Origin of the sequence: Bradyrhizobium sp. 2TAF36, assembly GCF_052114925.1 — a bacterium.
In the GTDB taxonomy this organism is placed as follows: domain Bacteria; phylum Pseudomonadota; class Alphaproteobacteria; order Rhizobiales; family Xanthobacteraceae; genus Bradyrhizobium; species Bradyrhizobium barranii.
The window spans coordinates 1-11,979 of record NZ_JBFRFR010000137.1; the positions used below are offsets into that span (position 1 = coordinate 1).

The following is an 11,979-nucleotide window of genomic DNA, read 5'->3' on the forward strand; positions in this document are numbered from 1 at the left end:
AGCCAGCCGATCCAGCGCCGCATTGGCGCCGGCTCCCTTCGGCATCAGCGCTTCCACAAAGCTCGGCTGTCCCGTCCGCTTGACCGCCATCGCTACCCTCCAAGGCTTTGCCCTAGGGAATCACAATTGACGAATTACGCAACAGGCCCCTTGTGGGAGAAGGTGGCGCGAAGCGCCGGATGAGGGGCTGCGTCCGCAAGCGCGGAGTTGAGTTTGCGGAGAGAGACCCTTCACCCGCCTCGCTTCGCGATGCACCCTCTCCCACAAGGGGAGAGGGGAAGAGCCTACAACGCCCGCACCTGCCAGAATCGCAGCGTCCGCCGCGCGTTCTCCGACGTCATTCGCGCGTAATTGCTTTTCGCCCTCGCGATATCAGCGGGTTTCATCGCGCCGGTGGCAAAGCGACTCTCGAGCACGGCGGCTGTGGTTTCCCAGCTGAGCTGGGCCGCCTTGCACGGCACCAGCAGGCCGTCCTCGCGCAGGCTCTGCATCAACGGGCGAATCACCTCGATGGTCGATCCGGACAGTGCCGCCAATGCAGCCACGGCTTCCTCGTAGCGCCGCTGCGTGGCGAAGCCGAGCAGCGTCGCTTCGGTCAGCTGGCCAGTCGCCTTGAGATTTGCGATGGCCCGCTTGGCGCCTTCGAAATCGCGCACGACCGACATCTCGCGCTCGACACCGACGGTCACGGCGGCGATCGCGCCCTGGATCTCCTCGAACAGATGCGGCGGTGCGCGCGACAGCAGCCGGGTCCGCACGGCATCCGTGGCCGAGCGCAGCAACCGGCGGCGCAAGTCGGACGGCAGGTCGACGCGGACGCCGACGCTCACGGCGAGCTCGGGATCGGCCTCGGCCTGCCCGACGATGACGGCAAATCCGTTTCCGGAAACGCGCGCGCCGGGATTGGCGGCAAGCCGCCGGCTGACGCTGGGATAGCGCCGCGCCAGCAGCGCATCGGTGACGATCTCCTTCAGCCACCAGCGACCGGCGACCGCGAGCAGATGCGATTCGCCCTTGCTGGAGGCGATCTTCACCAGCTCGCCATCGTCGAGGCGAGCGGATTCCTGGAGCACGGGGCCGGCGATGCGAATTTCGTCATTATTGGCGAGGCGGCGGATCACGGAGGGCGGCGCCTGCGCGATCGGCGCAAGCTGCGCGCTGATCTCGGCCAGCGCAACGCGTGCGCCCATGTCGGCGATGGCGCGCAGCTCGATGGTGCCGATCAGGCGCTCGAGCACGTCGTCGAACAGCGCGATCTGCTCGTTGCCAAAACTTCCGGCGGAGGAGAGGAACAGGTCGGTGACGCGGCGGGCCGTTTCCAGGCCCTTTTCCGCCGAGCCGAGCCGAATCGCTGATTCGACTTCATCGATGATCGAAAACTCGGCCGTGGACATGACGCGTTGCTCGTCCTGAGCGAATGACGGAAGCTTGTTCTAAGCAATCGCTATCAATAGAGACGAGCACTGAACGTTTCGTAAACCACGGGGCGGAAGGCGAGCACTGCTTTGCTCCCCGAACGGCCACTGCTCCTCATCCTGAGGAGCCCGCGAAGCGGGCGTCTCGAAGGATGGCCGCGGGCGACAGTCGGGCCTTCATGGTTCGAGACGGCGCTGACGCGCCTCCTCACCATGAGGGGCTAAAACTATTCCCCATTCCACCCGCAGGCGCGGAGCTTTTCGTGCATGTGGGGCGGGGCCGGCGCGACCACGCGGATCGGCTCCTTGTTCCGGGAGATAGGCACCACGATCTCGCGGGAATGCAGGTGCAGCCGCGGCTCGCCGAAGCGCGGGCCGTTGCCGTAAATGTTATCGCCGAAGATCGGCCAGCCGGTCGACGCCGAATGCACCCGCAATTGATGGGTTCGGCCGGTCACCGGTTCCATGGCGAGCCAGGTCAGCCCGTCGCTCCGGCCCATCACTTTCCAGTTGGTGATCGCCTTTTGGCCCTCGGGATCGGGTTTCTGCCACCAGCCGCGCTCGGCATTGAGCCGGCCGAGCGGCATGTCGATGTTGCCTTCGTCCTCGGCAGGGCCGCCCTCGACCACGGTCCAGTAGGTCTTGCCGATCTTGCCGTGCTTGAAGAGGAGGCCGAGCGAGGCCGTCGCCTTGCGATGGCGGCCGAGCACGAGGCAACCGGAGGTGTCCTTGTCCAGCCGGTGGGCCAGCACCGGCGGCCGCGGCAGGCCGAAACGAAGCGCGTCGAACGACGTTTCCAGATTGGCCCCGCCCTTGGGGCCGCGATGCACCGGCAGGCCGGCGGGCTTGTCGATGACCAGCATCAGCCCGTCGCGATGGAGCACGCGCGCCAGGATCTCGTCGGCGGTCAATTCGGGAACATCGAGCAATTGCAAGACTTTCGGTCAACACTTTCGTTTGGGAGCCGGAACGGCTAACACACCGCCACCATGAACGATACCACGTCAGATCCCCCCAAGCTGAGCTGGTGGCGCCGCCTGTCCAACGGGCTGAAGCGTACCTCGTCCTCGCTCGGGACCGCGGTCGCCGACCTCGTCACCAAGCGCAAGCTCGACCGCGCCATGCTCGACGACATCGAGGACGTGCTGCTGCGCGCCGACCTCGGCACGTCGGTCGCGGTGCGGATCGCGGACGCTGTCGGCACGGGGCGCTATGACAAGGCGATCTCGGCGGACGAGGTCAAGGACGTCGTCGCCACCGAGGTCGAGAAGGTGCTGGCGCCGGTGGCAAAGCCGCTCGAGATCGACGCGGGCAGGAAGCCGTTCGTCATCCTCGTCGTCGGCGTCAACGGCTCCGGCAAGACCACGACCATCGGAAAGCTCTCGCAAAAATTCGCATCCGAAGGCCGCAAGGTGATGCTGGCCGCCGGCGACACGTTTCGCGCGGCCGCGATCGAGCAGCTCAAGGTCTGGGGCGAGCGCACCAGGACGCCGGTTATCGCTGGCACCCAGGGCTCGGATTCGGCAAGCCTCGCCTTCAACGCGCTGACGGCAGCGAAGGAGCAGGCCATCGACGTGCTCCTGATCGACACCGCCGGCCGCCTGCAGAACAAGGCCGAGCTGATGAACGAGCTCGAAAAGGTCGTGCGCGTGATCCGCAAGGTGGACGACACTGCGCCGCATGCCGTGCTGCTTGTGCTCGACGCCACCGTCGGCCAGAACGCGCTGTCGCAGGTCGAGGCCTTCCATCGCRCGGCGGGGGTCACCGGCCTCGTGATGACGAAGCTCGACGGCACCGCGCGCGGCGGCATTCTGGTGGCGCTCGCGGAGAAATTCAAACTGCCGGTGCATTTCATCGGCGTCGGCGAAGGCGTCGACGATCTCGCGCCGTTCACCGCGCGCGATTTCGCCCGTGCGATCGCCGGAATCGAAAGCTGAGAATGGACAAGACCCAGCCGCATCCGCTGTTCAAGCTCGCGACCGAGCTCGGTCCGCTGCTCGTGTTCTTCTTCGTGAATGCGAAGTTCAATCTGTTCGCCGCGACCGGCGCCTTCATGGTTGCGATCGTCGCGGCGATGATCGCGTCCTATGTGGTGACGCGCCATATCCCGATCATGGCGATCGTGACAGGCGTGATCGTGCTGGTGTTCGGCACGCTGACGCTGGTGCTGCACGACGAGACCTTCATCAAGGTCAAGCCGACCATCATCTACGGCCTGTTCGCGGCGATCCTCGGCGGCGGCCTGTTGTTCGGCCGCTCCTTCATCGCCGTGATGTTCGACCAGATGTTCAACCTGACCCCGCAGGGCTGGCGCATCCTCACGCTGCGCTGGGCGCTGTTCTTCGCCGGCATGGCCATCCTGAACGAGATCGTCTGGCGCACCCAGAGCACGGACTTCTGGGTGAACTTCAAGGTGTTCGGCGTCACGCCGATCACGATGATCTTCGCCATCGCCCAGATGCCGCTGACCAAGCGCTACGGGATCGAGCCGGCGTCGCTGGAGGCGAGCGAGGCCGAGGCGGGGGATGTAAGGAAGGGGTAGCGTCAGCGCTTGCCGCGCGCCTTTCGTCCCGAAGACGTCTTGCGCGCCACCTTCGGAAGATCCTTGTCCGGGCCCACACCTTCCAGCCGGTGATCGGCAGAGAGTTGAACGGACAGCTCCGGTTGCGTGCCGGCAATGACGGTTCCGAGCGCCGTGATCGAAGGGACGAAGAAGTAGCCTCCGCCGGACGCCGTCACGAATTCTCCGTCGGCCTCGACCCGCGCCTGCTGCAATCCCTTGCCGAAAATGCCGCACCTGCGCACGCCGTCCGCCGCCGCCGCGTTCTGCCCGACGATCATGTCGTGGCCGCTCGGTGCCTTGGGTCGCGATTCGTCGTTGATCCAGCGCGCCTGGAGGAATTCGAATTGCTCCTCGATCGAGCTTTGAATGCTCAGGAACAACAATCCGCGCTCCGGTTCGCCCTCCACCTTCCTGGCGTAGCGATTTTTGAGTGACGGGCCGAAGGGGACGCCGACGCGCAGGAGTCTCCGCTCAAAGGTGGAGCTGCGCCCGCCCATATCCGAGGGCGCATCTCGCGTGTTCACCTTGCGGATGTGTGCGGCAAGCGGGCACGTCAGTCCGACCGGATCCGCCTCTGCCTGCGGAAACGGGTCCTTGCCGCCGATGAGCTTCAAGGCATGCGTGTTGGAAATCAAAGCGGAAGTGATTGTTGGCGAACGAGTTCTCACCCAGGTCCTCGTCGTCGCCCTCGGGCACCCGGTTGACGGGCGCTCCGCTCGGCCAACGTCCGACCAGCCGGGACGCAAGCGTTTTCTCGTCCATCTTGTCGAAGCCGGGAAGGGTGGAGAGACGCTCCGCTTCATCGCGCATCGTTCGCCAGAACAGGCCGACATCCTGCAGCAGGCGGCGATAGACCAGATATGACCCGTTTCGCATCCACCACGGTGATGGTTCGAGGACAGGGCCCGGTATCAGCGGGTCCGGGCCTGTTTGCGGATAACCGATGACGAATTCACCCGGCCAAACCAGATCCTGTCCCGGATAGCCATAGAGCGCGGCCGCCGGAAATTGTGAGCGGTCCACATATCTGTCGGTGATGAAGTCGTCATCTGCGCCGGATGCCCGTCCGCGGACGCCAGGTTGCGACACACCATCGTCGAAGCCGAAGTGCTCGTGACCGACCTGGCCCTCGACGTCGTCCCGGACATTGCCGACCTGCTCGTTGATCTTGGCGCCGGTGGCCACGAAGGCCTTCACGATCTCGTCCGCCCGCAGCCGGACAGATTTCCGGTCGTCGCCGGCGACGACCACGAGAATGTCGAGTTCCTCACTGGGCTTGCCGACGCTCCATGTCGTCGGATTGCCAGGCGTGCCCGGCGTCGTCGAGTCACCCAGCAAGGCGGAGCGCGCGACCATCCCGTTCTTGTACGCTACGCTCGGGATCAGCGCGGCGCCGACCGCGAGATCGAACAGTCCCTGGTAGCCGAAGCCGATCGCCACCAGGGGCGGGAACACCGTCTTCTGCTTCTGGTCGGAGGACTTGGAGCTGGGCGATTTGGCCAACTGCCGGTGTTCGCGGCGATCGCGCAAGGTGTCGGCCGCGGTCGAGATATCGGGCGTCAGCTTCGCCAGAAGCGTTCTGAGGCTCGCCATGTCGGCCTCTTTGCGCTGATAGCGAATGCCCAGCAGAATTTGATGCGGCTTCAGGAAGCCGGGCACCGCGATCCCCTGGATGTCGTCCATGTCGAGGACAGGCTCGAGCGGCCAAGGCATGTTACCGGCGCTGCTCATCGGACCCCCCTGACGGGCCGCGCGCTTGCAAGTGCTGCGCGGGTCACCCGCTGCTCCAGTTCTCCGCTTTCATGGACGAAGGCCGGGATGGTCCCGTTGGGCACCCCCATTCGCGAGCGTACGAAAACTTCGCGGGCGCCGACGGGATCGACATTTCCGACGGTCGGCATCGGCAGCGACGGATTGTTCGTCGAGCCAAGCGCCCCCGCCGCGCCGACGAGCTTGACCGTGATGCATTCGGCGATGTGCCCGCCGAACGCGATGGGAACGCCGCCGATCGTGATGTCGGACACCGTGAACTCGCCGCCGGGCACTTCCACGACCAAGCGCTCGATGAGATGAGGCTGCCCGCGCACGACATGAACGCAATCGTTCCTGCTCATGCCGCCGGGAAACTCCCAGCCTGCGAGGTCGATGTGATCCATGTAGAGCCCGACGGGGTTTGCCAGCGTGACCATGGCCCCCGCTCTGGCGAGCGCGTTCACGGTAGCGGCTATCGTCGGATCGCTGTTGCGGTTCGGCCCGCCCATGCCCGTGCCCGCGATGAATGCGTCGGGATCGACCACCGGATTGCCATGCGCATTATGATAGAGCTGGGTGGCGTCGGCGCCGAGCTGGATCTCGGCGGTCAGCGCGTTGGGCGGTGCGGTCAGGTGCACGATGCCGTGCGTCGTATTCCACTTGTTGTGGGGGTTGTAGTCGCCGGGATTCAAATTGCCGAAGGGCGAATTGATCGGCGTCTGCGCCTGGAGGTCCTTCATCTCGACCTTGGGGCTGACGAGCTTGCGATAGAGCTCCAGCACCAGATCCTTGGACCCCGGGAACGGGACACTCGATCCAGGCACCGTGCCACCATACATCGCGAACCAATATTCCGGTGGCTCGGACGTGAAGCATACGCGGCGGATACGGCCCGAATCCGGATCGCGGTCGACGTGCCATTCACAATATTCGACCAAAGGCCGGTAGAAGATGTCGTCGGGAAAGTCGACGCCCGGCGCGCCGGCGCCGGTACGCGCCGGTACGTCCGGGTTGTAGCGCCAATCATATCGATATGCCGACATCGGCCATAGCTGGTCGGCCTCGATCAGCGCGCGCCTCCGGCCGAAACGACGCAGCAACTCCTTGGGAAACGCATTCCAGAGAACCGCCTGCTCGATCGTCGGGCCGGGGTCGAACCGTACGGCGGAGAAGAAAGCGGAGCGCGCCGTCGCACCCTTTGCAACTTTCTGCAAGGCAGCTTCTTCTACGCCGATCGAGGAATCAAAGGCCTCGAGAACAAACTTGTGCCAGGCCTCGCGCTGTCCCTCAATGAGGTCGAAATCCGTCATCCGCGCGGGAGGGTCGTAGGCTTCGAGCAGCGCCATGCGCAATTCCTCGCTCACAAGCAATCGTCATAAAAATTCAAAAATGAAATCGATGACTGGAATGGCCGGTCACTGGTGGCGAGCCTAGCTCTCACCCTTTGGTTGTCAAGCAGGGTTGGTGAGAATTTCGCGAAGCAATGAGGGATGCCGGCAGGCCTCCACGTCTCTACTTCAACGCCTTCTCCATCTGCGGCAACAACACCGTGCGCAAATTGTCCGGCGTGATCGGTCCGACCAGTTTGTAGACGATGGTGCCTTCGCGCCCGACGACGAACGTCTCCGGCACGCCATAGACGCCCCATTCGATCGAGGCGCGGCCGTTGGCGTCCACACCGACGCGGCCGAACGGGTTGCCGTAGCGGCCGAGGAAACGGCGCGCGTTGTCGGCCGCGTCCTTGTAGTTGATGCCGACGAGCTGGAAGCGCTTGTCCTTGGCGAGCTCGGTCAGGAGCGGCGCCTCGTCATGGCAGGGCACGCACCAGGACGCCCAGACATTGACGAGGCTGACCTTGCCCTTGAACGCGGCGGGATCGAGGCCCGGCACCTGCAAATTGTCGGCCTGCAATCCCTCGAGCGCCGGCAGCGCGGTCTGCGGCGCCGGCCGGCCGATCAGCGCGGAGGGAATCCGCGAGGGATCGCCGCTGCCGAGCCGGAACCAGAACAGCAGCGCCAGGGCGATGAAGGCGATCAGCGGCAGCACCATCAGGAAGGTGCGGCGCTGCGGCGGAGCGGAAGTCGGTTGATCGCTCATGATTGATCGCTCATGGCGTGTCCGTTGCGCTACGTCCGGAGCGGCGGGTGACTCCGCTGCGGTCGAGATCGCGCAGACGCTCGGTCTGGCTGCGATAGTCGAGCACGATCCAGCCGATCAGGATCACGACCACGAGCGCCGCCGCGGCATAGGACGTCACGATGAAGGACGCGTAGGGACCAAGTGACATCGTCATGCGGCCTTCTGGCTCGCCTGCATCATCTGCAAGGAGCGGACGCGGCGGCGCAAAATCTCGTTGCGCATCGCCGCCAGGTGCAACGTGACGAACAGCAGCGTGAACGCGATGGCCATCAGCAGCAGCGGGATCAGGAACGATTTGTCGAGCGTCGAGCCGCCCATGCGCATCACCGACGCCGGCTGGTGCAGCGTGTTCCACCAGTCGACCGAGAACTTGATGATCGGCAGGTTGATCGCGCCGACCAGCGTCAGCACCGCGGCGGCGCGCGCCGCGCGCGAGGGATCTTCGACCGCGCGCCACAGCGCCATCAGGCCGAGATACATCAGGAAGAGGATCAGCACCGAGGTCAGCCGCGCGTCCCATTCCCAATAGGTGCCCCACATCGGCCGGCCCCACAGCGATCCCGTGAGCAGCGCGAGGAAGGTGAAGGCGGCGCCGATCGGCGCGGCGGCTTTGGCGGCGACGTCGGCGAGCGGATGCCGCCACACCAGCGTGCCCAATGAGGCGATGCTCATCACGCCCCAGACGAACATCGACAGCCAGGCGTTGGGCACGTGGATGAACATGATCTTCACCGTCGCGCCCTGCTGGTAGTCGTCGGGCGCGAGAGCGGACTGGTAGAGGCCGATGGTGAGCAGGATGACGGTCGCGGCCACAAGCCACGGCAGCAGCCGCGCCGTCAGCGCGAGGAACCGTGTCGGATTGGCGAGATCGATCAGCGTCATGGTATTCTGATAATCACAGGTCAGCACTCACGCAATCAGCATAAAAGCGCGCAGCGAAAGTTGATCGGGGTCAAGGGCAATCCGGTCCATTTCAATCGAGACCATGGCGCAGGCTCGCCGCCGCCGCGAAAGGGCCGATGACGAGGCTGACCAGCGACAGCGCGCACAGGATCGAGAACGGCGCGCCGAACGTCATGGGACCGACGATCACGGCCTGCGAGGCCGCGACGCCGAAAATCAGCACCGGGATCGACAGCGGCAGCACCAGCACGGCCATCAACAGTCCGCCCCGGTGCAGCGTCACCGCGAGCGCCGCGCCGATCATGCCGGTGAAAGTCAGCGCCGGCGTACCGGCCAGGAGCGTCAGCGCCACCGCCCCGGTTGCGACCATGTCGAGGTTGAGCAGCAGGCCGAGCACCGGGGTTGCGACAATCAGTGGCAGGCCCGCGGCCAGCCAATGCGCCAGCGCCTTGGCGGCGCAGGCGAGTTCCAGCGGCGTCCGGCTCATCGTGATCAGGTCGAGCGAGCCGTCCTCGTGGTCGGCCATGAACAGCCGGTCCAGGGTGAGCAGGCTCGCCAGCAGCGCGCCGAGCCACAGGATCGCCGGCCCCAGCCGCGACAGCAGCGCCAGATCCGGCCCCGCCGCGAACGGCATCAGGACGACGACGGTCAGGAAGAACAGCACGCCGATCAGCGCCCCGCCGCCGACGCGGAGCGCGATCCGGATATCCCGGYGGATGAGGGCGGACAGGGCGGTCATGGGGTGTATCCGATGGGCACGGCTGCACTCCCTCCCCCCTTGCGGGGGAGGGTCGGGGAGGGGGGTAGCCCCGGGAGAGATGTCTGTTTCGGGCAGATTGTCCGCAACAGAGCAGCCGCTTCCCAACTGCTTGAGCCCATAGAGCGCGCCGTGCCGCACCCCTCTCCCTGACCCTCCCCCGCATCCGCCTTCGCCAAGGCTTCGGCGGACAAGAGGGGGGAGGGAACGGAGAGGGCGGAGCCCAGCCGCTTAGAAAGCTGAGGGTCCGTCGGAATCATGTCATTTCCCCAATTCTCAGCTCCCGCGAATCGATGCCCAGCGGCGCATGGGTCGCCGCGATGATCAGGCCGCCCCGGGCCAGATGCTCCCGCATCAGGCCCTCGAACATGCCCTGGCCGGCCACGTCCAGCGCCGTGGTCGGCTCGTCCAGCAGCCAGACCGGGCGGCGCACCGTCAGCAGCCGGGCCAGCGACAGGCGGCGGCGCTGGCCGGCGGACAGGAAGGCGGCCGGCAAATGAGTGGCGTGATCGAGCCCGACGATGGCGAGGCTCTTCGCCGCATCACTGCGCTCGCCGCCCAGAAAATCAGCCCAGAATGACAGGTTTTCCGCCACGCTCAGTGCCGGCTTCAGGGCGTCGCGATGGCCGAGATAGTGGCACTGCTCCGGCAGTGTCAGTTCGGCATCGCCGCCATCGAGCGCGATTGTCCCGCCGGCCGGAATCAGCAGGCCCGCGATCAGCCGCAGCAGCGAGGTCTTGCCCGAGCCGTTGCGGCCCACGACCGCCACGGCCTCGCCCGAGATCGCCTCGAAATCGAGCCCGGAAAACACCTCACGGCCGCCGCGCACGCAGACGACCCCGCGTCCGGACAGCTGCATCTTGGCTTGTTTCAATCCGCTCAAAGCCTGGCCTCAGGAAATCTTGGGGTAGCGCATGGGAATTTTTGGCTCGCGGATTGCTGCGGCACGATTGTGGCTGTGGCGGCGCGGTTAGAAAGCTTCTATAAGCCCGGAACTACTTGATGCAGCAACTCAACCTGCCCCTGCAAGCGACCCAGCCGGACTCGCTGACGGTGTTAAAATACCCCTTGCCGGGTATAACTAACAATTGGGATTTCCTACATGACCTCGCTCGACAGCTTCAAATGCAAAAAGACCCTCAAGGTCGGCGCCAAGACCTATGTCTATTACAGCCTGCCCACGGCCGAGAAGAATGGTCTGAAGGGAATTTCGAAACTCCCCTATTCGATGAAGGTTCTGCTCGAGAACCTCCTGCGCAACGAGGACGGCCGCACGGTCAAGAAGGAAGACATCGTGGCGGTGTCGAAGTGGCTGCGCAAGAAGTCGCTGGAGCATGAGATCGCATTCCGCCCGGCCCGCGTGCTGATGCAGGATTTCACCGGCGTGCCGGCCGTCGTCGACCTCGCCGCGATGCGCAACGCGATGCAGAAGCTCGGCGGCGATGCCGAGAAGATCAATCCGCTGGTGCCGGTCGACCTCGTCATCGACCACTCCGTGATCGTGAATTTCTTCGGCGACAACAAGGCCTTCGGCAAGAACGTCACCGAGGAATACAAGCAGAACCAGGAGCGCTACGAGTTCCTGAAGTGGGGCCAGAAGGCGTTCTCGAACTTCTCGGTCGTGCCGCCCGGCACCGGCATCTGCCATCAGGTCAATCTCGAATATCTCTCCCAGACGGTCTGGACCAAGAAGGAGAAGATGACGGTCGGCAAGAAGACCGGCACCTTCGAGGTCGCCTATCCCGACTCGCTGGTCGGCACCGACTCCCACACCACCATGGTCAACGGTCTCGCCGTGCTCGGCTGGGGCGTCGGCGGCATCGAGGCGGAAGCCTGCATGCTCGGCCAGCCGCTGTCGATGCTGCTGCCCACCGTCGTCGGCTTCAAGCTGAAGGGTGCGATGAAGGAAGGCGTCACCGCGACCGACCTCGTGCTGACCGTGACGCAGATGCTGCGCAAGCTCGGCGTGGTCGGCAAGTTCGTCGAGTTCTTCGGCCCCGGCCTTGATCACCTGTCCGTCGCCGACAAGGCGACCATCGCCAACATGGCGCCGGAATATGGCGCGACCTGCGGCTTCTTCCCGGTCGACGCTGCTGCGCTCGATTACCTCAAGACCTCCGGCCGCGCTCCGGCGCGCGTCGCGCTGGTGCAGGCCTATGCCAAGGCGCAGGGCCTGTTCCGCACCGCCAAGTCGGCCGATCCGGTGTTCACGGAAACGCTGACCCTCGACCTCGGCGACGTCGTGCCCTCGATGGCCGGTCCGAAGCGTCCCGAAGGCCGCATCGCGCTGCCGTCGGTCGCCGAAGGCTTTTCGCTCGCGCTCGGAACCGAGTACAAGAAGACCGAAGAGCCCGGGAAGCGCTTTGCCGTCGACGGCAAGAACTACGAGATCGGTCATGGCGACGTCGTGATCGCTGCGATCACCTCCTGCACCAACACCTCGAATCCAA

At 65.1% G+C, this 11,979-nt stretch carries 13 protein-coding genes; 3 read left to right on the top strand and 10 right to left on the bottom strand.

Annotated elements, in window-relative coordinates:
- Positions 1-284: 284 nt before the first annotated feature.
- On the bottom strand, positions 285-1,394 hold the full coding sequence (locus tag AB4Z51_RS41920) for a DUF2336 domain-containing protein (RefSeq protein ID WP_085398325.1): 1,110 nt from the start codon (positions 1,392-1,394) through the stop codon (positions 285-287).
- A gap of 248 nt (positions 1,395-1,642) precedes the next feature.
- Positions 1,643-2,344, bottom strand: coding sequence for an RluA family pseudouridine synthase (locus AB4Z51_RS41925; protein ID WP_085398329.1), 702 nt, complete (start codon positions 2,342-2,344; stop codon positions 1,643-1,645).
- Positions 2,345-2,404: 60 nt separating this feature from the next.
- Here AB4Z51_RS41925 and ftsY point away from each other — a divergent pair, with 60 nt between their 5' ends.
- Together ftsY and AB4Z51_RS41935 are read left to right on the top strand one after the other, a co-directional pair.
- Complete coding sequence (gene ftsY, locus AB4Z51_RS41930) at positions 2,405-3,352, top strand: signal recognition particle-docking protein FtsY (RefSeq protein ID WP_441499507.1); 948 nt, start codon at positions 2,405-2,407, stop codon at positions 3,350-3,352.
- Between the two features lie 2 nt (positions 3,353-3,354).
- Positions 3,355-3,957 carry a septation protein A gene (locus AB4Z51_RS41935; protein ID WP_028158565.1) on the top strand — a complete coding sequence of 201 codons (603 nt, stop codon included), beginning with the start codon at positions 3,355-3,357 and terminating at the stop codon, positions 3,955-3,957.
- Positions 3,958-3,959: 2 nt separating this feature from the next.
- On the opposite strand, the gene AB4Z51_RS41940 is transcribed toward AB4Z51_RS41935, so the two are convergent.
- From AB4Z51_RS41940 to ccmA, 8 genes are all read right to left on the bottom strand, one after another.
- Complete coding sequence (locus tag AB4Z51_RS41940) at positions 3,960-4,361, bottom strand: hypothetical protein (RefSeq protein ID WP_441499508.1); 402 nt, start codon at positions 4,359-4,361, stop codon at positions 3,960-3,962.
- A gap of 88 nt (positions 4,362-4,449) precedes the next feature.
- Positions 4,450-5,709 (bottom strand): hypothetical protein, encoded by a 1,260-nt coding sequence (locus AB4Z51_RS41945; protein WP_441499509.1) that lies wholly within the window; start codon positions 5,707-5,709, stop codon positions 4,450-4,452.
- Entirely contained in the window at positions 5,706-7,076 is a 1,371-nt protein-coding gene (locus AB4Z51_RS41950; RefSeq protein ID WP_354113484.1) for a hypothetical protein, read from the bottom strand. Before AB4Z51_RS41950 ends, AB4Z51_RS41945 begins: the two co-directional genes overlap by 4 nt.
- A gap of 166 nt (positions 7,077-7,242) precedes the next feature.
- A complete protein-coding gene (locus AB4Z51_RS41955; protein WP_441499510.1) occupies positions 7,243-7,827 on the bottom strand; it encodes a DsbE family thiol:disulfide interchange protein in 585 nt (194 codons plus the stop codon).
- A gap of 10 nt (positions 7,828-7,837) precedes the next feature.
- Positions 7,838-8,023, bottom strand: coding sequence for a heme exporter protein CcmD (gene ccmD, locus AB4Z51_RS41960; protein ID WP_441499511.1), 186 nt, complete (start codon positions 8,021-8,023; stop codon positions 7,838-7,840).
- Positions 8,020-8,751, bottom strand: coding sequence for a heme ABC transporter permease (locus AB4Z51_RS41965; protein WP_028150495.1), 732 nt, complete (start codon positions 8,749-8,751; stop codon positions 8,020-8,022). Before AB4Z51_RS41965 ends, ccmD begins: the two co-directional genes overlap by 4 nt.
- Before the next feature lie 91 nt (positions 8,752-8,842).
- Positions 8,843-9,511, bottom strand: a complete 669-nt coding sequence (gene ccmB / locus AB4Z51_RS41970) for a heme exporter protein CcmB (protein ID WP_441499512.1) — start codon at positions 9,509-9,511, stop codon at positions 8,843-8,845.
- Between the two features lie 274 nt (positions 9,512-9,785).
- Positions 9,786-10,388 carry a heme ABC exporter ATP-binding protein CcmA gene (ccmA, locus tag AB4Z51_RS41975; protein WP_441499514.1) on the bottom strand — a complete coding sequence of 201 codons (603 nt, stop codon included), beginning with the start codon at positions 10,386-10,388 and terminating at the stop codon, positions 9,786-9,788.
- A gap of 243 nt (positions 10,389-10,631) precedes the next feature.
- Here ccmA and AB4Z51_RS41980 point away from each other — a divergent pair.
- The coding region (locus AB4Z51_RS41980) for an aconitase family protein (protein ID WP_441499513.1) at positions 10,632-11,979 on the top strand (1,348 nt) is incomplete at its 3' end.